Consider the following 21,459-nt stretch of genomic DNA (forward strand, 5'->3'; position numbering starts at 1 on the left):
TTGATTGAGCCCCAAACCTAAAACGGGCGCCGTCACGCGGCGCCCGTTTCAACTTTTTTGTCTATGCAAATGGTTCAGGCAGGAAGGGTAATCTTAAACGACAGGGCGTCCGTTTCGTTATGGAAGTCGAGTGTCCCGCCGGCGTCCTGAACAACGCTATATAGCCAGTGCGGCTGTATCCATTGACCGTTCAGGCCATCGCCAAGCGGCAGGCCTTTCAGGCCTTCTATGGCTTCGGGCTTCAGTCGGGCGCGTGGACCGCGGGCTTCGGCGGTCAGGACCAGTCCGTCATCGGTGACTGTGGCTTCGAGCGTCGCCTTGCCGCCTGTCGGCAATGAGTTGCCGGCGAGAAGTCCCAGATTTAGCAGCGCGCGCGCGGCCGGCTTCTGAAACAACATGTTGGCCGGAATGGCGAAATCGAGTTCGGCGCGCATGGTTGTGTACATATCCGACAGGATTTTTTCCAGTTGGCCGCCATTGAAGGCTTCGGATGTCGTCGCGGCGCCGAAGGCGACGCGGGCGAAGTGGACCAGCGTCACCATCTTGGTAGCCGACGCCTTTATGAGGTTAAGCGCCTCCTGGCGCATATCCTGGGCGGACGGGTCTTCCAGCAGATCCAGGCCCGACATGATGGCGCCAGCAGGTGAAATGAAATCGTGACACAGCTTACCCACAAGTTGGGTGGCCAGGTCGTGCGCACGCAGTTCCAGACCCTCCGGAGATGCAGGGGACGGAGCGGCGTCAGCCGTCGCGGTATCCATATGCGTTTCCGCATTGGAAAGGTTAGGCGTTGACAGATCGTCCATGCTCATCTTGATATCCGGGGCTGTTTAGAAGGGCTGACCTTATGTGTGAGGCGATTTGCCTTAACGGGGAAGCCCGGAGCGGCTAAAATCGGCGTCAAAGTAACGTCAAGATGTTTTAACAAGTCTTAACGAGGGGTTTACATAACCGCACGCGCGCAAGGCTACCCGCTCACTCCCTTTCAAAACAACAGATACAACAGACCAAATCCCGGAGACACCCTATGGCCGATTCCGCCTCCCGTTACGCCCGCAAAGGCCGCGGCAAGATTTTTGATTCGATTCTCGACACCATGGGCGATACGCCGCTGGTTCGCCTGCCGCGCTTGTCGGCTGAATTCGGCGCCAAGGCAAATGTGTTGGCCAAGCTGGAATTTTTTAACCCGATGGCGTCCGTAAAGGATCGCATCGGCATTTCCATGATTGAAGCCCTTGAGATTTCGGGAAAGCTGAAGCCTGGCGGCACTATCATAGAACCGACGTCCGGCAATACCGGCATCGCACTGGCCTTTGTGGCCGCGGCCAAGGGATACAAGATCACCCTGGTCATGCCGGAATCGATGTCGATCGAGCGCCGCAAGATGCTTTTGCTGCTCGGCGCCAAGTTGGAACTGACGCCAGCGGAAAAGGGTATGCGTGGGGCGGTAAACCGTGCCCAGGAACTGCAGGCCGAAACGCCGGGCGCCGTCATTCCCCAGCAGTTCGAAAACGAAGCCAACCCGCATATTCATGAAATTTCGACCGCCGAAGAAATCTGGAACGACAGCGAGGGCGCGGTTGATGTGGTGGTCTCCGGCGTCGGTACGGGCGGTTCGATCACCGGTATTGGTCATGCGCTCAAGCAGAAGAAGCCGTCGGTGAAGATGATCGCCATCGAGCCGGAAGCCTCGCCCATCCTTTCGGGTGGCGAGCCCGGTCCGCATAAGATTCAAGGTATTGGCGCTGGTTTTGTGCCGGGCATCCTTGACCGCGGCGTCATTGACGGTATCGAAACGGTGTCTAACGATGCCGCCTTCGCCATGGCGCGCAAATCGGCGCAGTTGGAAGGCCTACCTGTCGGCATTTCGTCGGGCGCAGCGCTGGAAGTCGCCTTCCGACTGGCCGCGCGCGATGAATATGCAGGCAAGACGATCGTAGCGATTATTCCGTCCTTCGCGGAACGCTATCTGTCGACGGCGTTGTTCGAAGGCCTGTAAGCCTCTTCTTAACCAAGCGGAGTTTTGACGCCTGCCGTGACTTTTGTCCCGGCAGGCGTTGCTGCTTTCAGCCTATACAAAAGATTAACGGATACGGGCCATTATGGCCCCCATGTCGACCGCCAGCCAGCCCGCCCACTCGCACAACGACGCCATGGCCATTGCCGAAAACGGCGCGGAGGGCAAAACTGTGCAGCCGGCCGACGCAAGCAGTCTGGACGAAGTGTTCGATGACATGATTGTCCAGCCGCCGGCGCCAAAGTATCAGGCGCGGCATATTCTCCTTAAGCGTCTGGCCGACGTGGTCTGCCTGCCTGAATCGCGGGTCAATGCCTTCGAACGTGCCGTGACCGCTGACCTGCTGGTCGAAATGTTGCGCGAATCCAGCTTGCCCGATCGCATACGCGTCGCCAAACGTCTCACCATACTGGCCGAAATCCCCAATTCGCTCATTCGCGCCCTAATTACCGACGATGCAGATGTCGCCCGGCCGTTGATTGAGGATTGCGAAAGCCTGACGGACGCGGATCTGCATTATTGCGCTAGGCTTGGTACTTATCACCACCACATGCTTCTGGCCGGCCGCAAGGACCTGCCGGGCGTCCTATGTGAGCTCCTGGTCGATACCGAAGATGTTCGTGTTGTCGAAGCTTTGCTGAAAAATCAGCGCGCCCGCATCACTCAACCGGCGATTGAAGCCGCCGTGGCGATGAGCCAGACGCATGTTCAGTTCATTCCGCTCATTCTGAAACGTGTCGAATTGCGCCCGTCATCGGCCTACGTGCTCTTCTGGTGGGCAGATACTGAAACGCGGCGCCAGATATTGACCCGCTTTGGCGTTAACCGCGAAATCATGCAGGACATGGCAGGCGATGTCTTCGCCATGATGGCCGCCGAAAAATGGCAGGATCCGCTGGCCCGCAAGGCCTTGCAGTTTATCGAGCGGCGCCAGCGGAACCGCGAAGCCCTTGAGCGCAGCGAATACACCTCTCTGGAAGCAGCCATCGCCGATGCGGCGCGTAATGGTATGACCCGCCATATGGCCGAAGAAATCTCTTATATGTCCGGTATCAAGCCGGCTACCGGGGCCAAGTTGATGCGCGATCAGGGCGGAGAGGGGCTGGCCGTGCTATGCAAGGCCACAGGCCTGTCCAAGAAGGCCCTGCGCGCCCTATGGAAGGCCTTGCGCCGTCCGTTGCGCAATGAACAGGGGCAGATGCATCCCCATCTGGCGGACGTGCTGGTCACCTATGACATTCTGGCCGTCGATCGTGCGCAAACCGTACTGCGCTACTGGAACTGGTCTCTGTCTTCGGCGCTGACCCATGTCATGCTGCGGGCCATATCGAGCGGCGAAGACGTCGATCTCGAATCGCTAACCGTTCCCCAGCGCGCGGCCATGCTGGCCTTTGCCGCCGATTTGAAGAGCTGACGCAGCGTATAGTAGATTAAGCTCACTGAAAACTTGGGTGAAAACATTCTAAATTCGCTTACAGGCAAGTATTTGCACTATCATAATTTGGGCGCAGTGCATTTTTTTAGTGAATGAGGCTTGAATATTGCAAAGTCCTGGCTTAGGTAAAGCTCACAGTTTTCAGAGGACAATGTAATGGAAAGCAAGACGGATACCCTGGACATGACGGCAGATATCGTTTCTGCCTTTGTCGGCAATAATTCGGTACCTGCCAGTGAACTGCCGGCTCTAATTCAAAATGTCTATGCTGCATTGAACTCGATTTCTTCGGGTGAAGAGACGAAGGTTGAAGCGCCTAAGGAACCGGCTGTTTCGGTTAAGAAGTCTATTTCTTCCGATTACATTGTCTGTCTGGAAGATGGTCGCAAGTTCAAGTCGCTCAAGCGCCACCTGCGTACCAAATACGGCATGAGCCCGGAAGATTACCGCGCCAAGTGGAACCTGCCCAAGGATTATCCGATGGTCGCGCCGAACTATGCCAAGGCACGCTCCGATCTGGCCAAGCAAATGGGTCTCGGGCAAGGTGGTCGTCAGGTGACGCGCAAGACGCGCGTTAAGGCCTGATCTTGAGGCTAGATATTGAAGCCTGATCTATATACAATCTCTTCAAAGAAACCCCGGTTTTTGACCGGGGTTTTTTATTGCCACAATTGAATTGGTTCGCGGAATTGAAGCGAACATCGAAAATAGTATTAAACCCGCTCGATTTTTTACACCGACGCACGGCAATATTTTCCTGTGGCCAATTTGACTCAATTTGGTCTTATTTGATTACTTTTTCAGCCTGGGCTGCACCAGCTAACCCTTATTCATCCCCATGAATCAACGGATTAGACAGTTATGGATAAAGTCTGCGTTAACCCTTTTTTGCTTGCCAAGGATTCACCAGTTAAGAGAAGGTGAATTCAGGTGATTCGCGAGCGCCTAAGATTTAATACCAGACTTAATTTAAGTGTTCGCGTCTTGTTCTCATTTTGATTTGTGTATGCGTGGCGCGGTTGCCTTGGACTTCCAAAACAATCGTGAGGCCGCAAAGGGGCAAACGAACTTTTACTTATGGCTGGTTTAGCTTCCGAAATGTTGGCGGCCCTGCGCTCGCATGAGGACATTTTCCGTTACTGGAAAAGTTTGCGTAAACGTGGCCGCCTGCCATCCCGGCAGGATCTGGACCCGGCAGCCCTCAAGCTCCGCCTGCCGACCATCAGCCTTATAGACGTTCTGGAAGGGCATCCGGCCAACAATCCGGGCTGCTTCCGTCAGCGCCTGGCGGGAACTGAGTTGTTCAATGCTTACGGCGAAGAAATTACCGGCAAGATACTCGATAATATCTACACGCCGCCGGAAGCGCTATACTGGGCCGAACACCTGACCTTAGTCGTCGAAACCGGCAAACCGAATGTCGGACTGCATTCCATGGCCTGGCGAGGTGCCAAGGGGCTCAGCCTGTTCTGGCTGCGCCTGCCTTTGGCGTCGGATGGCAGGAATGTCGACATGATTCTGGGCCATGATGCCCTGATAGGCAAGGTTGATCTGTTGCAGAGCGGTATCCGCTCGGCTTCCTAAACCTTTGTTCCAGAAAAGGCTTGACCCTCAGGGAAATTTAACGGGGAAAAAGGTTGTAAATCTCGGCCTCCATCTCGCCGACCCGGGTGCGACCGGTGCACATTTGTTGCTGATCGAAAAGGCGCAGAATTTTTCCTTGATGGATCAGTATGCCTTGATCACAGCGCGTTACAAAGGTTTCTACGTCATGCAAGGTTGTTACGATGCAGCGAGCCCCATCGATATAGGCGCGCAACTCGCGCTTCAGGTCATAGGCCGCGACAGGATCGAGCCAATTGAAAGGCTCATCAAGCAAAACGACTTCTGGCGTGCCCAAGAATGCGCAAAACAGGCTAACCCGCTGGCGCATCCCTGAAGACATAGCACCAATAAGTTTGTCATCGATGTGCGACAGGCCAAGTATGGTATAAAGGGCGCTGGGTTCAAATGGCGAGACTTGCTTGAGGTCGGCCAACAATAAAATCAGCTCTTTTGCGGTAAGATTCGGCGGCAGGGAGTGAATATCCGGCGCAAAGCTGAAAATTTTCGCCCGATTAGCCTCATTGTCTGTGATATCTTTGCCTTTATACCTAATTTCGCCGCCAGAGATCGGCAGACGGGCGCACAGGGCCTTTAACAGGGTTGTCTTTCCGCTGCCATTGACGCCCAGGATGCCAAACCAACCGGGGGCAATGGTAAAGCTGAGGTCTTTCAGGATCGACCGCTTTTTTAGATCGAGTTTCAGGCCGAACACCTCGAGTCGCGTCGTCATCCAGGCTCTCTCCAACGGCGTCGATCGAGCTTAAGGTAGTTAAATAGTATTATTCCGCCTATCCACGCTAAGGCGAGACCGCTGGAGAGAAACGCGGTTTTTACTAATATGCCTAGAACCACATCGCGGATCGCGAATCCTACAGCGCCACCTTCTGATTTCGTCAGGCCGTAAGCGTGCAAAAGCGCCAGCCATATGAGCAAGGTGGTGAATACGAAACAGAACGACAGGAGTGCCGGGACTGCGGATAGGCCGGCGATGACTCCTGCCAAGAGGCTCATCACCCCGGCCAAGCAGATGCGTAATGCCGTCAGAGCAACAAGTATACGTGATGCCTTCGCTGGCTGAAATGCGAGAAAGCGTAGCAAGCCCAGATCGGGCCATGTCAAGGCTATGCCGCAGAGCAGACCGGCGATGTTGACTCCGATGATGCTGATACGATTATCATTATTGTTGCTTGCCGACAGGCCGCAGGCGAGAGCGGACAGGCACCAGAAAAGTAGGATGGCGTATAAAGCGGGTATAGGGCCGATTTTGCGGCGCATGGCCACCGTGCCGCCAATCCATAGGGATACTGGTATGATCGTTGGGCGGGTCAGTCGAACCGTCGGAAGACGGAATGGCAGCCTACCGCGCGTACCACCGTCTAGAAAAGGTAAGCAGATATAACGGACTATAGCGCCGAGCCCCGCCATGACGAGTAACGCTGGGACATGCCAGATATGCGCCATCCCGACGGGGACAGAAATCAGGGCAAGACTGGCCATGGTTAGCGTCAGTGCGCGTAGTCGGCACCAGTTTTCAAGGTCTGGACCAAAGCCAGCCCACGGATACAGCGGTCCCGAAATCAGGTTTGCGCGTTGATGGCCATTCGGTGCGTAGTAGAACATGCCATACAGGCCGAATCCGATGACTATCGCGCAAATCGTTGCCACAATGGGGCGGCTGACTAGCCATCCATCCAACTGATAGATGCTCACGGCCGCAGCCAAAATTACAGTCAGAACAGAGAGCCCGAACCAAAGATCGCTACGTGTCGCCAAAGCGATATTGCGCCAGGTCAACAATTCATAACGCGTTAGCGCATCTCCCAAGCCTGTACGCCAAGGTTGACATGCTTGCTGCAAGTGGAAGACTTTCAGAAAGGATTATACCAAAGATCGAAAGCGCCGTGATCAACGCGTCCGCAGTCTACTTGGCTTCGGTTGGGAAGGCATTTGGCGGCTTTGGGCAAATGTCACCATACCCACCTGCAAATATCAAGTCTTCTGTTGCGCGCTGGCGTCCGCCAGGCTCAGCTCTTCGGCGGGCGAATAACGAAATCGCTGAACTGGTTCAGACTCTCGGGCACCTGCGTAATGTCTTCCAACGGATTGTGAAGAGGATTGAGCGCGGCGCGCGCAAAGGCTTCCAGCGACTGCACCACGCCTTGGGGTTCCGTCTGGACCGGCACAGGCATGGGCAATTCCGGCTGTTCGACCGATTGCACCACCGGCAGGCGTACCGTCACGGTCGTGCCTTCACCCAACTGGCTGGCCAGGGTCATACTGCCGCCCAGCAGATGCGCCATGGCCTTGACGATCGACAGGCCAAGGCCCGTACCCATGGCACGTTGTTCCGCAGGCCCGGACTGTTCGTAGGGCTGGCCGATGCGGTTGAGGTCGTCCGGGGCTATGCCTATGCCTGTATCGGTAATAACGATATCGACCATTTCCTCGGATTGGCTGAGATTTAGCGTGACCGTGCCGCCCTGTGGCGTGAATTTGACAGCGTTGGATAGGAGGTTGAGGCAGATCTGCTTGATGGCGCGCTTGTCCGCCGTCACCGTCATGGCCGTCTGGGGCATGTGGCTGACGATGTCGATGGCCTTTTCGTGCGCCTGGCCCCGGATCAGCCGCAATGCGGCCGACACCGGTTCGCGCATGTCGAAACCTTCAAGCGTCAGTTCGTAGCGTTGGGCCTCGATCTTGGACATGTCGAGCACGTCGTTGATCATGTCCAGGACGTGCTGGCCCGACTCCCAGATCAGTTGCGCATATTCGGCATATTTCGGCGGCATCTCGCCGAACAACTGCAACCGCATGATGTCGGAGAAACCTATGACCGCGTTCAAGGGCGTACGCAGCTCGTGGCTCATGCTGGCCAGGAACTGGGTCTTGCCCTGATTGGCGCTTTCGGCGTCGGCGCGGGCAGCCTCCAGGGCCGTTTCGTGCGCGTGGGCGAGGGAGCCGTCGCTCATGACCCCGTAAAGACGATTGTCGGCGCCTTTGCGCAGGCTGAGGAGGACATAATGGTCCATGGCAGCATGCGGGGTGAAGCCGAAGTCAGCGCGGCCGTCCATCATGGCCTGTTCCAATGCGGCCTTGACCCTCAGGCGGTCAGGCACGTGGGCCGATGCGGACAGCCCCAGTTGCAGCAGGCTTTTCAGATCCAGTCCGGGAGGGGCTTCGCCATAGGCGGAAACGACGCGCCCGTCTTCTTCCAGGCAGACCAGAAGGCTCGGTTGTTCCGTCAACATGCGCAACAAACGCGCGCGGGCGTCTTCGGCCGCATCCACCCGTTCCACGCGCACCCGCAGCGCCGGCAGCACGGCCAGGCCGAAGCCGGCAACCATGGAAATGTTGGCGATAATCGACAGCCAGAAGGATTCCTGTTCGTCAGGGAGGCGGATGCCGTGCCAGACGCTGATCAGAATGGCGAACAGGGCAACGCCGAAGGAAAGAGTCGCGCCAAGGGAAATCAGGACGCGCTGGTTAAGGACGACGGCGGCCAGCAGCGGCAGGGCGCACCAGGCCGCCAACGGTCCGGATATACCGCCTGTCAGTCCCACGGCGATCAGGGCGCATAGGCCCCAGACCCACATGAGCAACTGGCGCGTGGCTGCACTGTCGCGGCTCAGGAGAAGGACGCACGCCGCGCCCGGCACGGTGATGGCCACCATGGCGGACAGCACGAACAGGCTGGCGGACAGAAATATAAGACCCAGGAGGCCGGCCAATGTGAAGCTGGCCCAGCATAGATGCCAGACCATCACGCTTAACCGCAGACTCCTGACGCCATCTTGGGCGGAAGGGGCTTCGTCCTGGAAGTAGGCTTTAAGCGGCACGCGGTTTCCCTGATTAGCAAGCCCTTGGATTTTAGACATAAACGGCGAAATAGCGAATGTCCTCACCCTGAGAGCGAAGAATCATATCCATCATGTCACAAAAGCGGCATTTTTTAACTATCACGCCACCTGTAACCGATACTTAACGGCGGCTGTATAGAGTTAGTTGGAAGGTTAGGTGTTCATGTCTTTGCCGCTCTCTCAAACGGAAATAAAAGCGGTCAGCGAAACGCCGGCCTGGAACCTGGAGTCCGCGCAACAGACGGCGGACCCGGGCGTTGCCAAGCGCGCCTTTTTACGCATGGTCAGCCATGAACTGCGCACGCCGCTCAATTCCATTATCGGCTTTTCGGAAATCCTGCGTCAGGAATTGTATGGCCCGCTGGGGTCGCCGCAATATGTCGAATACGCCAATATCATCAAGGACAGTGGTTCCAAGCTTCTGGCCCTGTTCAACAATTTCATAGAAATCGTACGGCTGGAGGGCGGCGGTGACTTAAAGTCCGCGCCGGAACCCGTGCTGCATGCCTTGGAAGACGCGGTCGCCAAGGTACGTCCGCTGGCGTCCGCGCGGGGAGTCCGGATTGAAATCCGCCTGCTGAACGACGAGCTTCAGGCTATGTTCGACCCGCGCGGCCTGGCCTCTTGCCTGGATCAATTGCTGAAAAACGCCATCGATTTTACAGCAGATAATGGCACGATCGAAGTCAATGCCCGTCCAGTCAATGACAAGGTCGATATCAGCGTCTTCAATCGTGGCAACGCACCGGATCAGGGCGACGTGGAACGGCTGATGAAGCCGTTCGAGCAGGGCGATAATTCCGTCAATCGCAGCCATGAAGGCGCAGGCCTGGGCTGGGCGATTGTCCGGCTGAACGCGGAAGCCATGGGTGGCGCCTTTGGGGTCATTTCCCACCGTGGAGAGGCGCTGAAGGCCATCATACGTTTGGCCAGGGCCTAGCCGTGTTCTGAAGCGGGCTTGAACCTGTGGGCCCAATCGACATATAGAGCGCATCCAACCGAAAGCGCGCCCATGTCCGAATTCCAGTCCCGCCTGACCGACCTGCTCGATGAATTCGAGCTGTTCGACGACTGGGAAGACCGTTATCGCTACATTATCGATTTGGGCAAAGACCTTACGCCGCTTGCACCGGAGGAAAAGACCGACCGCAATAAGGTGCTCGGCTGCGCCTCCCAGGTCTGGCTGGTCATGGATCCGGCGCCGGAAGGCGTATTGCGTTTCCGCGGCGATTCGGATGCCTTTATCGTCAAGGGTCTTATCGCCCTGCTGGTGCGACTTTTGGACGGTTTGCCGTACAGTGAGATACAGACCTTCTCCATTCGCGATACCTTGGCGAAGCTCGGTCTTAACGAGGCCTTGTCGTCACAGAGAACCAACGGTCTGATGTCGATGGTCGAGCGTCTGAAAAAAGCGACGGCTTAACCCGCGGTATTGACGTGATTATTGGTGTAGGCCGACGGCAGGGCGACATAGGTCAGCCCGGTCACGAAATCGCCGACCTCGAAACGGCCATAGACGGGACCATCATCTGTACTGAATTCGACGACGATGTCTTCGCGCGGGTCCAACTTGGCTATGGCGATCCAGGCGCGGCTGGGGAAGTCGAATCGGATCGCGTCTTCGGCGGGGCGCGTGCCGGCATATTGGCCCGTGACGGTGAAGCCAGCCAGATTTGTTTTCACACCCGGATGCAGGTCGGCCTGGAGATCGCTCATGCCGCTGGCCATAAAGCTTAGACTGCCGACGTCGGAAAAGCCGCGCGGCATCTGGCGGGTCAGGTCGTAGGGCGTACGGTCGATGAGCCCTGTCGGCATCATGTCGGTGTTGCGGACCATGAGCCGGGCGGCATAGGGGTGCGTTCCGTCCTTGAAATGCGCCATCAGGCTAAAACTATTGGTATGCAGGCTGCCGAATACGCCCAAAGCCATGTCGACCTTATCGGTGTTCTGGTACTGGACGAGCCGCCAAACGACATCGTCGCCATAGGCCCGGTTGGCGGCCCAGTCGGCACGGCCACTGTTCAGGTCAAGGTGCGGGACGGCCATGTAGCGGCGAAAGCCGTTTTTCGCCGTTTCGACTTCGGTGGTCAGTTGCGGAGAATCGCAAGCCGTGCGGGCCGCCGCGTCGCGCGCTCGCGCTAGCCAGGGCGACAGATAGGACATGCTCAAACCGGCGCGTAAGGCGTCGTTGCGCGCCTGAAGGTAGCCGGCCTTGAGTGCGCGACTGGTGGCCTCATCGAGAAGATGGCAGCGGGCATCGGCCTGCACCATGAAATAGCGCTTCACCACAGGTAAGGTGTAATCGTCGGCCGTTTGCGCCACCAGCGGCCCCGCCAGCGCGGTCAGCCATACGGCCGCGCCCAGAGTGGCGCGACGAACCAGAGTGGCGCGACGAACCAGAGTGGCGCGACGAACCAGGGTGGCGCGACGAAGAAGAGGGGCGGCGGGACGCATTTTGGCGTTCATAAATCTGCTTTACGGGTGGTCTACAACAGCACTTTCAGGCAAGGTTATAGGCCAAAGCGCTTTAAACGGCGTTGCCAAGCAAGGTTAGCCAAATGTTACTTTCGGCGGATATCTGGGTCAGCGCCTTGTTGCGGCGCGTCGAACAGGCTGGCAGTTTCGCCTATATCGCCCGACGCGGTGACCGTAATTACGGCTCAGTGCTGGTCAAGGTGCTTAACCTGCGGTCCCGAGATGTCTATGTCCTGCGTGAGGCGCAAAAAGGGGACACCACCGTATGGATGCGTCCCGTCGAAACCGTGACTGAGGCCGATCTCGATGACTGGATCGCGCGCCAGGTCAGGTATGACTCCGACCTGTGGGTAGTGGAAATCGAGGACGCGGAGGGGCGGCATTTCCTGACCGAACCCGTCGAGCGTTAAAGCCGCCACGCCGAAATCATATGGTGAATCAGAGATTTACCTTATTCTTCAACGGAAAGACAAAACCTTTGGACTAGTCTCCATCGCTTACCACTCTGACTAAAGGTAGCGTTTTGTATTTTCTTTTGAACGACATCATCCTTGATATCGAACCCGCGCGCATGATGCAGCCGCTGGACGCTGAACGGTTTTCGGCGCTCAGCATCGATTACATCGCGCAACTGGGTAAGGAGATGTTCGCCGAAGATTCCCACGCGCATCGCCGTAATCCGGAACGCGCCCGTCGTCTGTGCTACCTTATTCATCTGAAGATGCCGCGCGTCAATGCCGCCCAGTTCTTCGCCACCATGCCAAACGGCCCGGTCGAAAGCATCGATGCGTCTTTTAAGTCGCTCAATGAAATGGCCATGGGCCTGATGTACCAGCAACAGATGGCCGGCCAATTGGACGCCGCCAAGGTTGATTACGAGGTCTGGCACCGCATGGCGGCTTAATCGCCGTTTAGTCCGCAAATAGAGATCAAGCTCTTTTCTGTCAGAGGTTTCGCGCAAACGTGGGCGGCACTGTTCGGCGAATCTATCGCTGAAATGTTATAATGTTAAATATTTCAGTTATTTATTTTTCAAACAGCCTCTAGCCGTATCTTCTAAAAACGCCTAGGTTCCGGCCATGGCACACGATCACGGCTCACATAGTCACGGACATTCGCATGGTGATGACCATGGTCATGGTCAGGGCCACAATCATGCCCACGCGGGCGGTCATGGCCATTCGCATGCGCCAACCGATTTTGGGGCGCGTTTCCTGTGGGCGGCCGCGCTCAACACGGCCTTCATCATAGCCGAAGTCATTTTCGGGCTTAAGGCCAATTCGCTGGCTCTGCTGGCCGACGCCGGTCACAATTTCAGCGACGCCATCTCTCTGGTCCTGTCCTGGGCCGCGTGGTGGCTGGCGAAACGCAAACCGGGCGGTAATTTCACCTACGGCTATCGCGGCGCCTCCATTATGGCGGCTTTGTTCAATGCGCTCCTGCTGATGGTGGCGGTCGGCGGCATTGTCTGGGAAGCCGTTCAGCGCTTCAATTCGGTACAGCCGGTGCAGGGCGACCTTGTCATGTGGGTGGCCGGCGCGGGCATTCTGGTCAATGGCTTTACCGCCTGGCTATTCGCGCAAGGACAATCCGACCTCAACATCAAGGCGGCTTTTGCCCATCTGGCCGCCGACGCGGTCGTGTCCGCCGCCGTGGTTGTCGCCGGTCTGGCCATGATTTTTACCGGCTGGGCCTGGCTCGATCCGGCGCTCAGCATAGTGGTGTCGCTGGTCATCGTCTGGGGCACCTGGGGCTTGCTGCGCGATAGCGTCCGCTTGTCCCTGCAAGGCGTGCCGCCGCATATAGACGCCGCCAAGGTCAAGGCGTTCCTGGCGGGACTGGAGGGCGTGTCTGGCGTCCATGACCTGCATATCTGGGGCATGAGCACGACTGAGGTGGCGCTGACCGTTCATCTGATCATGCCGGCGGGACATCCGGGTGACGATTTCCTGCGGCATCTGGCTGAGGAGTTGTCTCACCATCACGGCATCATCCACGCCACGGTTCAGATCGAAACCGGCGCCCACGCCTGCGTCCTTGAATCAGAAGAAATGGTCTAGGCCGTCATCCGCGCCGGGGGCTGAGCGCGAACACCGCGAGTGCCAGCAAGGGAGCACCCCCGCCAGCCAGGGCGATCCAGGCCCATCCGCCATTTTCATACAGCAGGCTGGCGACACTGGAGCCAATCGCACCGCCGGTGAATATACCGGCCATGTAGATGCCGTTGATGCGCCCGCGGCTGAGGGGATCGAGGGCGTAAATCGCGCGTTGCCCCTGCACCATGTTCATCTGGACGCAGAAATCGAGCACGACGCCGAGCATGGCCAGGGTGATGATGCCGCGCAGGCCAGGGAATAGCGTGATCAGCATGGCGGCGGCTGCCACGGCCAGGGCCGCGAAGGTGGCTTTGGTGGTGTGGCCCGCGTCGGCCAGGCGACCACTGAGCGGAGCGGCAAGGGCGCCCGTCGCACCCACCAGGGCGAACAGGGCAATCTGGCTCTGGCTCAGGTGAAAGCGTTGCGCCAGTTCCAGCGGCGCCACCGTCCAGAACAGGGAGAAGGCGCAGAACATGCAGCCTTGCAGCAGGGTACGCAGGCGAAGGGTCGGATATGAGCGCCACAAAACGGCCAGGGACTGGATCAGGGCCAGATAGGTCGTCTTGTGATCGGGCTGCCGCGACGGCAAAAGCCACGCCAGCAATCCGCCCATGACGATCATGAATGTCGCGCCGGTCCAGAACACGGCCCGCCAGCCGAAATGGTCGGCGATCAGGCTGGACAGGGGGCGAGACAGCAGTATGCCCAGAACGAGGCCCGCCATGATGTTGCCGACAACAAGGCCGCGCGTTTCGTCGGGCGCCATGTGCGCCGCCAGCGGGATCAATACCTGGACGGCGACGGTGGCTATGCCGATCAGCAGGGAAACGATCAGGAAGACAGCGCCGTTTGTCGCTGTGGCCGCAAGGACCAGGCTCAGGCAGGCAGCCGCCAGCAGTATCAGGATGAGGCGGCGGTTTTCTATCCGGTCGCCTAGCGGCACGATGAAGAGCAACCCCAGCCCGTAACCAATCTGGGTCAGGGATACGATGAGTGAGGCGGCGTGGTCGTTTAGACCGATGTCCGGCGCGATAAGCGCGATGACCGGCTGCCCATAGTAGAGATTGGCGACGATGACGCCGCAGGCGAAGGCGAACAGCCCGACAAGCGCGGGCGTCAATGACTTGGAAGAGGGCATGGATATATCCGACGGCGGGGAGGCCACCATCGATATATAACCGCGATGGTTACAGACGCAAGCTATTGGCGTTATTGGCGCAAGTTATTGGTGATCGCCGGCGACAGCGAGGACTTTACTTTCGCCATATTTTCCGCTTACGTAAACGTCACACACTCCGGCTTCGCAAACGCAGAAATGTGATTGGGAAGGCTTGCGCCAAACTCGTAAAATGCACCCATGACCATCGAACAACTGACAGAAAAACTGGCCCACTACCCGACCCGCTGGGCACGCCACGCCGATCTTATCGTCCATATCGTGGCGCTCGCCTTTGCCTTGTTCGGGGGGGGCGTAGCCTTGGGGCTGGCCGTCAGCCATGGCTTGGTCGGGCGTATCGCCGCCATCACCATCTACGCGCTGGGTATGATCGCCATGCTCGCCTTTTCGTTGGCTTATAATTTCGCCCATCCCAACTGGCAGCCTTTCCTGCGCCGGCTCGACCATGCGGGCATTTTCCTGATGATCGCCGCCAGCTACACACCCTTCACTACCCAGGCCCTTCAGGGGGGCTGGGCGTTGTGGATGAGCGTTTCGGTTTGGTCGCTTGCGGCCCTGGGTATCCTGGCGAAGCTGTTCCTGCCTGGCCTGGGCAAGGGATATTGGGTGTTTCTCTATCTCGTCTTGGGTTGGCTGGTCGTCATTGCCATCAAGCCGATGGTGCGCGAAGTACCCGCCCCCGCCATGATCCTGCTGGCGCTCGGTGGCGTCGCCTATTCGGTCGGGACGATTTTTTACGCCATGAAGAGACTGAAATTCCGTCGCGCCATCTGGCATGGTCACGTGCTGACCGGCGCCGTATTGCATTATGTCGCCGTCCTGGTTGGTGTTGTGCTGGTCGGACACGCCTGAGCGCTAGCGTCACCTCCAATGGCGTACTCTCCATCTGTCTTTGACTTTTCCCGGCCAAACGGCTAACGCCTGCGCCATGTCAAACACCCCCGAAACCGAAGCGCCGCGCCGGCGCACCTTCGCCATCATCTCGCACCCGGACGCCGGTAAGACGACTCTGACCGAACATCTGCTGCTGGCCGGTGGATCGATCCGCGCCGCCGGTCAGGTGCGCGCCCGGGGTGAAAACCGCCGGACCCGTTCCGACTGGATGAAGATCGAAAAGGAACGCGGCATCTCGGTCTCGTCTTCGGTCATGACCTTCGAACACGACGGCAAGGTGTTTAACCTGCTCGATACGCCGGGCCACGAAGACTTTTCGGAAGATACCTACCGTACCCTGACCGCCGCCGACGCCGCCGTCATGGTGCTTGATGCCGCCAAGGGGATCGAGCCGCAGACGCTCAAGCTGTTTGAGGTCTGCCGCCTGCGCGACATCCCGATCATAACCTTCATCAACAAGATGGACCGTGAGGCAGAAGACGCCTTGGCGCTGCTCGACGAAGTGGCGGCGAAACTGCAACTGGATCCGAGCCCGCTCTATTGGCCGGCCGGGTCAGGCAATCGCTTCCGCGGTATGGTCGAATTGCAGACGGGTCTGTTTTACCCTTTCACCCGGCGCGACTCCGGCGCCGAATACGACCAAGGTCACGACGCCGCCGCGCCGTTGGACGCGGCGGTGGCCAAGGGGTGGCTTGACGCCACCGAGCTGTCCGAATTGCAAGACACCGCCGAACTGATCGAAGGCGGCTTCAAACCGTTCGACGAGGCAGCCTTTCTGGAAGGCCACATGACGCCGGTTATCTTCGGTTCCGCCTTGCGCCATTATGGTGTCAATCAGTTGCTCCAGGCCATCGGTGGGTTTGCGCCTCCGCCCAAGGTGGTCAAGGCCTCTAAGGCCGGTGTCGATACCGTGGTCGAGCCGACAGACAAGGAAGTCACCGGCTTCGTCTTCAAGGTCCAGGCCAATATGGACCCCAATCACCGCGACCGCATCGCCATGCTGAAGCTGACGTCTGGCCGGTTCCAGCGCGGTATGAAGCTGAAGGTGCAGAACACGGGCAAGCAGTTGTCGGTCAATGCGCCGATCATGTTCTTCGCCTCTGATCGTGAACTGGCCGAAGACGCCTTCGGCGGCGACGTCATCGGCATTCCGAACCATGGCGTGTTGCGTGTTGGCGACAGCCTGTCGGAGTCCGGTGCCATCCGATTTGCCGGCTTGCCCAACTTCGCGCCGGAAATTCTGCAACGCGTACGCGTCAAGGACCCCCTCAAGGCCAAGCACCTCAAGAAGGCGCTGGAATCCCTGGCTGAAGAGGGTGTGACCCAGTTGTTCCGGCCGTCGATCGGTTCCGATTTTATCGTCGGCGCGGTTGGGCAGTTGCAGTTTGAAGTCATGGCCGACCGGCTGGCCAACGAATACGGCCTGGATGTCGTTTTCGAGCCGTCACCCTACGCCGAAGCGCGCTGGCTAGGTGGCGATGTAGCCAAGATCGAAGACTTCGCCGGTAAATACCGGTCCCAGATGGGCAGCGATATCGACGAAGCGCCGGTTTTTCTGGGCAAGTCGGGCTGGGAAATCAATTACGTGGCGGAACGCTTCCCGGACGTATCGTTCCAGCGCACCAAGGAACGCGGTTGATAGCAAGAAGCGCGCGATAAAAAGACCCGGCAGGACGGACCTGCCGGGCCAGTTGACGCCCGCTAAGGGTAACGGACGCTAAAGTCAAAGGCTGGCGGCGCCCTAAATCAGCAGCCAGGCGCTGCGGGCGATCATGACCCCGAGCACCAGCCATGAGGCGCCGAACAAGACCACGCGCACCGCAATGATATTGATCAGGGCCTGCCATAGCGAATGTGCGATGCGCAGCAGGACGTAGGTCCAGGCCAGCCCGACAAACACCCCGTCTGCCTGACCGAGCAGGACGATGGCCAGGGTGACGGCGTAGAACAGCGGTGGCGCTTCGGTCAGGTTGTTGTAGTTGGCGGCTGGGTTAAGTGCCCAATTGGGCAGCTTGCGCATCGCCGCCCAGGTCGCGTTGTCAAAGGTTATGCCCGCCCTTTTCATGGCGGTCAGGCGCGATACATAGAGCCAGACCATCATGACGAAGTGCAGGCCACCCATGGCGAGAATGGACGAGAGCAGGGCAGTTGCCGGCGTCATTTGGCGCGCGTATTGCAGGTGGCGAGTTCGGCATCCGACAGGGTTTTGCCGCGCCAGGTGAAGGCCGTCACCGCGCCGGTCACGGACACGACACGCTGGCAGGATCGGGCGGCTGGCATGTCGGCCACCACGGACGCGTGACAGGCGCTGTCGCGGCACGTCCATACAGCGCCGTCGATAATGAATTCAGCCTGGCGAGCGGGCGTGGACAATGTCAGTTCTGCGGATTGTACCTGAGGCGCGCGGGCGTCTGCATGTGTGCCTACAAAAGCAGACGCAACAGCTAACAGGATAAAGATGGGCTTCATGAACGGCTCTCTTGTAATTTTGTACTGACTTGCATAAATTAAAATCAAGGGGCGTCTGTCAAGAATTTTATGCAAAATGGTACAAAATAATTCGAGTCCGGTCGATCCGGGGCCGCGTCAGAAGGCTCGGGGCCGTCCAAAGGCCTACGACCGTCCGACCGCGTTGAAGTCTATGCGCGACCTGTTCTGGGAGCAGGGCTATGCGGGAACGTCGCTTGACGACATGAGTGCGGCCACGGCCATGAACCGCCCCAGCCTCTATAACGCCTTCGGCGACAAGGCGTCCGCCTTCAAGGCTGTGCTGGACGACTATGTCGATGACGTACGCCAGATGTATGTGGCCGCTTTCGCGCCGGATGTGCCTGTGCGCGATGGCCTGACCCGTGTCTACGAAACGGCGATACGTATCTATAACCGCGAAGATGGCATCGGGCGGGGGTGTTTCATGATCAGCGCGGCCCTGATTGACAGCATCCGCGATAGGGACATTGCGGCCAAGGTGCTCGAAGCCCTGCACGAAATGGATCGGGCCTTCCGTTGGCGTCTCAAGGTGGCGCAGCAGGCGGGTGAATTATCGCCCAATGCCGATATAGATGCTTTGGGTATGGTGGCGTCGGCGGCCCATAACGCGGTGGCGGTACGCATGCGTGCCGGTGAGGACCCAGCACTCATCCGCCGGTTTGTCGCTCAGACGGTCGGATTGATCTGCGGGTAGTCCGCAAGCGGACGATCTGCGTAAATCCGATTGTTGCGAACAAAATCGATGAAGGTCCGCAAGCCCGCGCGCATTTGGCGATGCGGCGGATAATAGAGGCGAAGGCCGGGATAGGCAGGCGTATAGTCGCTCAAGACGCGCACGAGCCGGCCTTCGCGGACCAGACTGGCGACTGAATGGTCGATGACATAGGCCAGGCCGTGTCCGGCCAGAGCCGCTTCGATCATCAGGTGGTCGCTGTTCAGAGTCAGACGGCCCGGCACGTCGACGCTGATTTCCTCCCCGCGCACTTCGAATTCCCAACGGTACATGACCCCGCTCGGCAAACGGCGGCGAATGCAGGCATGTGCGGTCAGGTCATGCGGCGCGGCGGGGGGCTGATGAGCGGCGAAATAGGCCGGCGACGCCACGACCGCCCAACTGTTTTCCGGCCCGAACGGTATGGCAATCATGTCCTGAGGGATAAGTTCGGCCAGGCGCACACCGATGTCGAAGCCTTCGGCGACGATGTCGATCGTTCGGCCCTCGACCACCAGATCGATGGCCATGTCGGGATATTGCTCCAGATAGGCCAGGACCAATGGCGCCAGCCGCCGTGCCGCCCGCTCTGAGGCGTTTATCCGTAACAGGCCGGAGGGCGTGTCGCGCAGGGCGTTGACATCTTCCATCGCGCCGGAAATTTCATGCAGGGCCGGCCGTATCCGCGCCAGGAATTGTTCACCGGCCTGGCTGAGCGAGACGCTGCGGGTCGTGCGATGAAACAGCCTGACGCCGAGCCTCTGTTCAAGAGCGGAAATGGCATGGCTGAGGGCCGACGGAGACAGGTTCAACTCAGCCGCGGCGCGGCGAAAATTGTTGTGCGTCGCCAAGGTGACGACGGCATGCAGCTCAAACAGACCGGAATTGCGAAATGCCATTATGCGAAATCCTGCATCAGACTGTGTACGATAGTACGTCTTATTCCATCAATATGCCGGCCCTATCTATGCGTCCAACTGATATTTAAGAGACAAGAGGGTAATCATGCGCAAACTCATCCTGATCACAGGCGTATCCACGGGTTTTGGCCGCGCGATAGCGCAGGCGGCGATCACCGCCGGCCATACGGTCGTCGGCACGGTGCGCAAGCCGCAGGACGCGGTGGATTTCGAGGCCTTGGATACGGCGGCGGTGGCGCGTCAGCTCGATGTGACGGATACGGCGGCGATTGCGCCCATGGTCGCCGATATCGAGGCCTCAGTCGGTCCCATCGATGTGCTGATCAACAACGCCGGTTACGGCAGTGAGGGCATATTGGAAGAATCCGCGCTTGATGAAGTGCGGCGCCAGTTCGACGTCAATGTCTTCGGGCCCGTCGCTATGATCCAGGCTGTCCTGCCCTACATGCGTGCGCGCCGCTCCGGCCGGATACTGAATATTACCTCCATGGGCGGCTTGACGACCTTTCCTGGCATCAGTCTCTATCACGGCAGCAAGTTCGCCCTGGAGGGTATAGGCGAGTCGTTCGGTAAGGAGGTCGCACCGCTGGGCATCCGGGTAACCAATGTCGAGCCGGGCGGCTTCCGCACCGACTGGGCCGGCCGGTCGATGACGCGGACGCCACGCTCCATTGCCGATTATGACGGGGTAATGGATGCGATCCGCGAACGTCGCCAGGCCTATCACGGTCATCAGGTCGGCGATCCGGCCAAGCTTGGCCAAGCGATTGTCGATCTTATTGCCAATCCCGATCCGCCGGCGCATCTTCTGTTGGGCAGCGATGCGCTGCGGCTGGTGCGCGAAAAATTGCACGGCTTGCTGACGGAAATCGAAGCCAATGAACCGATTACCCTGTCCACCGACTACGAGGATTAAAATGAACGCGACCTTCAAGATTGGCGGCGATTTAGAGATCAACCGCCTGGGGTTTGGCGCCATGCGCATCGTCGGAAAAGGCGTTTGGGGCGAGCCCGAAGACCGTGCCGAAGCGGTGCGTACCTTGAGGCGACTGCCGGAGTTAGGCATCAACTTCATCGATACCGCCGATTCCTACGGCCCGGACGTCTCGGAGCGCCTGATCCGCGAGGTGCTTCATCCCTATGACGGTCTGGTCATCGCCACCAAGGCAGGCTTTCAACGGTCCGGCCCCGACCGGTGGACGATGAATGGCCGGCCGGAATACCTGACGGCTCAGGCGCGCAAAAGCCGCGAGCAGCTGGGAGTCGATGTCATCGATCTTTGGCAACTGCATCGCATCGACCCCCGCGTGCCGGCGCGTGAACAGTTCGACGCCGTCAAATCGCTGATCGACGATGGCGTTATTCGCCATGCGGGACTGAGCGAAGTGTCCGTGGCCGACATCGAGGCGGCGCGGCGGGTGTTTCCGGTGGCAACCGTGCAAAACCGCTACAATCTGGCGGACCGGGTGCATGAAGATGTGCTGACCTATTGCGAAGCGAACGGGATAGGGTTCATTCCCTGGTATCCGCTGGCGGCGGGCGATCTGGCAAAGCCCGGCGGTGTGCTGGACACCATCGCGAAAGCCCACAACGCCACGCCGTCGCAGATTGCTCTGGCGTGGACTTTGCGACGGTCGCCCGTCATCCTGCCCATCCCCGGCACGGGTAAGGTAAAGCACCTGGAAGAAAACGTTGCCGCGCGCGACATTCTATTGTCCGACGAAGAATTTGCCTCGCTGGACCGCGCCGGCCGGTAACGCCGGCCGGGAAATGGTGGATAA

23 protein-coding genes are annotated in these 21,459 nt (G+C 58.7%); 14 read left to right on the forward strand and 9 right to left on the reverse strand.

The annotated features are described in order from the left end of the window. Positions 1-74: 74 nt before the first annotated feature. Positions 75-806, reverse strand: coding sequence for a histidine phosphotransferase ChpT (gene chpT, locus RCJ00_RS13490; protein ID WP_316222543.1), 732 nt, complete (start codon positions 804-806; stop codon positions 75-77). A 221-nt stretch (positions 807-1,027) separates the two neighbouring features. Here chpT and cysK point away from each other — a divergent pair, with 221 nt between their 5' ends. The 4 genes from cysK to mopJ all read left to right on the forward strand — a co-directional run bounded on the left by cysK (position 1,028) and on the right by mopJ (position 5,036). Beyond that, positions 1,028-1,999 carry a cysteine synthase A gene (gene cysK, locus RCJ00_RS13495; RefSeq protein WP_316222545.1) on the forward strand — a complete coding sequence of 324 codons (972 nt, stop codon included), beginning with the start codon at positions 1,028-1,030 and terminating at the stop codon, positions 1,997-1,999. Positions 2,000-2,102: 103 nt separating this feature from the next. Next, on the forward strand, positions 2,103-3,431 hold the full coding sequence (locus RCJ00_RS13500; RefSeq protein WP_316222547.1) for a DUF2336 domain-containing protein: 1,329 nt from the start codon (positions 2,103-2,105) through the stop codon (positions 3,429-3,431). A gap of 177 nt (positions 3,432-3,608) precedes the next feature. Continuing rightward, positions 3,609-4,037: a Ros/MucR family transcriptional regulator gene (locus RCJ00_RS13505; RefSeq protein ID WP_023456505.1), complete on the forward strand. Its 429-nt coding sequence runs from the start codon at positions 3,609-3,611 to the stop codon at positions 4,035-4,037. A 492-nt stretch (positions 4,038-4,529) separates the two neighbouring features. Continuing rightward, entirely contained in the window at positions 4,530-5,036 is a 507-nt protein-coding gene (gene mopJ / locus RCJ00_RS13510; protein WP_316222549.1) for a motility/cell cycle regulatory protein MopJ, read from the forward strand. Positions 5,037-5,073: 37 nt separating this feature from the next. Here mopJ and RCJ00_RS13515 read toward each other — a convergent pair whose 3' ends face one another. The 3 genes from RCJ00_RS13515 to RCJ00_RS13525 all read right to left on the reverse strand — a co-directional run bounded on the left by RCJ00_RS13515 (position 5,074) and on the right by RCJ00_RS13525 (position 8,893). Further along, positions 5,074-5,787, reverse strand: coding sequence for an ATP-binding cassette domain-containing protein (locus RCJ00_RS13515; protein ID WP_316222551.1), 714 nt, complete (start codon positions 5,785-5,787; stop codon positions 5,074-5,076). Then, entirely contained in the window at positions 5,784-6,881 is a 1,098-nt protein-coding gene (locus RCJ00_RS13520; protein WP_316222553.1) for a hypothetical protein, read from the reverse strand. The genes RCJ00_RS13515 and RCJ00_RS13520 overlap by 4 nt, the downstream gene beginning before the upstream one ends. Before the next feature lie 200 nt (positions 6,882-7,081). Continuing rightward, a complete protein-coding gene (locus tag RCJ00_RS13525; protein ID WP_316222555.1) occupies positions 7,082-8,893 on the reverse strand; it encodes an ATP-binding protein in 1,812 nt (603 codons plus the stop codon). Between the two features lie 184 nt (positions 8,894-9,077). On the opposite strand from RCJ00_RS13525, the gene RCJ00_RS13530 reads away from it, so the two are divergent. Beyond that, a complete protein-coding gene (locus tag RCJ00_RS13530; protein ID WP_316222557.1) occupies positions 9,078-9,854 on the forward strand; it encodes a sensor histidine kinase in 777 nt (258 codons plus the stop codon). Between the two features lie 72 nt (positions 9,855-9,926). Then, positions 9,927-10,337 carry a SufE family protein gene (locus RCJ00_RS13535; protein ID WP_316222559.1) on the forward strand — a complete coding sequence of 137 codons (411 nt, stop codon included), beginning with the start codon at positions 9,927-9,929 and terminating at the stop codon, positions 10,335-10,337. On the opposite strand, the gene RCJ00_RS13540 is transcribed toward RCJ00_RS13535, so the two are convergent. After that, the gene (locus tag RCJ00_RS13540) at positions 10,334-11,380 is read right to left on the reverse strand and encodes a hypothetical protein (protein WP_316222561.1); all 1,047 of its coding nucleotides are present in this window, start codon (positions 11,378-11,380) and stop codon (positions 10,334-10,336) included. The genes RCJ00_RS13535 and RCJ00_RS13540 overlap by 4 nt on opposite strands. A gap of 92 nt (positions 11,381-11,472) precedes the next feature. On the opposite strand from RCJ00_RS13540, the gene RCJ00_RS13545 reads away from it, so the two are divergent. The 3 genes from RCJ00_RS13545 to RCJ00_RS13555 all read left to right on the forward strand — a co-directional run bounded on the left by RCJ00_RS13545 (position 11,473) and on the right by RCJ00_RS13555 (position 13,449). Continuing rightward, positions 11,473-11,799: a DUF1491 family protein gene (locus tag RCJ00_RS13545; RefSeq protein WP_316222562.1), complete on the forward strand. Its 327-nt coding sequence runs from the start codon at positions 11,473-11,475 to the stop codon at positions 11,797-11,799. A 113-nt stretch (positions 11,800-11,912) separates the two neighbouring features. Further along, positions 11,913-12,293, forward strand: coding sequence for a hypothetical protein (locus RCJ00_RS13550; RefSeq protein ID WP_316222564.1), 381 nt, complete (start codon positions 11,913-11,915; stop codon positions 12,291-12,293). A 175-nt stretch (positions 12,294-12,468) separates the two neighbouring features. Then, a complete protein-coding gene (locus RCJ00_RS13555) occupies positions 12,469-13,449 on the forward strand; it encodes a cation diffusion facilitator family transporter (RefSeq protein WP_316222566.1) in 981 nt (326 codons plus the stop codon). Between the two features lie 4 nt (positions 13,450-13,453). Here the strand turns inward: RCJ00_RS13555 and RCJ00_RS13560 are convergent, their stop codons facing one another. Next, on the reverse strand, positions 13,454-14,623 hold the full coding sequence (locus RCJ00_RS13560) for an MFS transporter (RefSeq protein ID WP_316222568.1): 1,170 nt from the start codon (positions 14,621-14,623) through the stop codon (positions 13,454-13,456). A gap of 219 nt (positions 14,624-14,842) precedes the next feature. Here RCJ00_RS13560 and trhA point away from each other — a divergent pair, with 219 nt between their 5' ends. Continuing rightward, complete coding sequence (gene trhA / locus RCJ00_RS13565) at positions 14,843-15,514, forward strand: PAQR family membrane homeostasis protein TrhA (RefSeq protein ID WP_316222570.1); 672 nt, start codon at positions 14,843-14,845, stop codon at positions 15,512-15,514. Between the two features lie 76 nt (positions 15,515-15,590). After that, positions 15,591-17,195 (forward strand): peptide chain release factor 3, encoded by a 1,605-nt coding sequence (locus tag RCJ00_RS13570; RefSeq protein ID WP_316222571.1) that lies wholly within the window; start codon positions 15,591-15,593, stop codon positions 17,193-17,195. Between the two features lie 102 nt (positions 17,196-17,297). On the opposite strand, the gene RCJ00_RS13575 is transcribed toward RCJ00_RS13570, so the two are convergent. Further along, the gene (locus RCJ00_RS13575) at positions 17,298-17,717 is read right to left on the reverse strand and encodes an MAPEG family protein (RefSeq protein WP_316222573.1); all 420 of its coding nucleotides are present in this window, start codon (positions 17,715-17,717) and stop codon (positions 17,298-17,300) included. After that, entirely contained in the window at positions 17,714-18,025 is a 312-nt protein-coding gene (locus RCJ00_RS13580; RefSeq protein WP_316222575.1) for a DUF8200 family protein, read from the reverse strand. Before RCJ00_RS13580 ends, RCJ00_RS13575 begins: the two co-directional genes overlap by 4 nt. Positions 18,026-18,101: 76 nt before the next feature. Between RCJ00_RS13580 and RCJ00_RS13585 the strand changes: the two genes are divergently transcribed. Next, a complete protein-coding gene (locus RCJ00_RS13585; RefSeq protein WP_316222577.1) occupies positions 18,102-18,740 on the forward strand; it encodes a TetR/AcrR family transcriptional regulator in 639 nt (212 codons plus the stop codon). On the opposite strand, the gene RCJ00_RS13590 is transcribed toward RCJ00_RS13585, so the two are convergent. Then, the gene (locus tag RCJ00_RS13590) at positions 18,713-19,657 is read right to left on the reverse strand and encodes a LysR family transcriptional regulator (protein WP_316222580.1); all 945 of its coding nucleotides are present in this window, start codon (positions 19,655-19,657) and stop codon (positions 18,713-18,715) included. The two genes, RCJ00_RS13585 and RCJ00_RS13590, sit on opposite strands and share 28 nt — an antisense overlap. Before the next feature lie 106 nt (positions 19,658-19,763). On the opposite strand from RCJ00_RS13590, the gene RCJ00_RS13595 reads away from it, so the two are divergent. Continuing rightward, positions 19,764-20,594, forward strand: coding sequence for an oxidoreductase (locus RCJ00_RS13595; RefSeq protein ID WP_316222582.1), 831 nt, complete (start codon positions 19,764-19,766; stop codon positions 20,592-20,594). 1 nt (position 20,595) lies between these two features. Next, positions 20,596-21,435 carry an aldo/keto reductase gene (locus tag RCJ00_RS13600; protein ID WP_316222584.1) on the forward strand — a complete coding sequence of 280 codons (840 nt, stop codon included), beginning with the start codon at positions 20,596-20,598 and terminating at the stop codon, positions 21,433-21,435. Positions 21,436-21,459: the final 24 nt, after the last annotated feature.

The organism is Asticcacaulis aquihabitans (assembly GCF_032490435.1).
Taxonomy (GTDB): domain Bacteria; phylum Pseudomonadota; class Alphaproteobacteria; order Caulobacterales; family Caulobacteraceae; genus Asticcacaulis.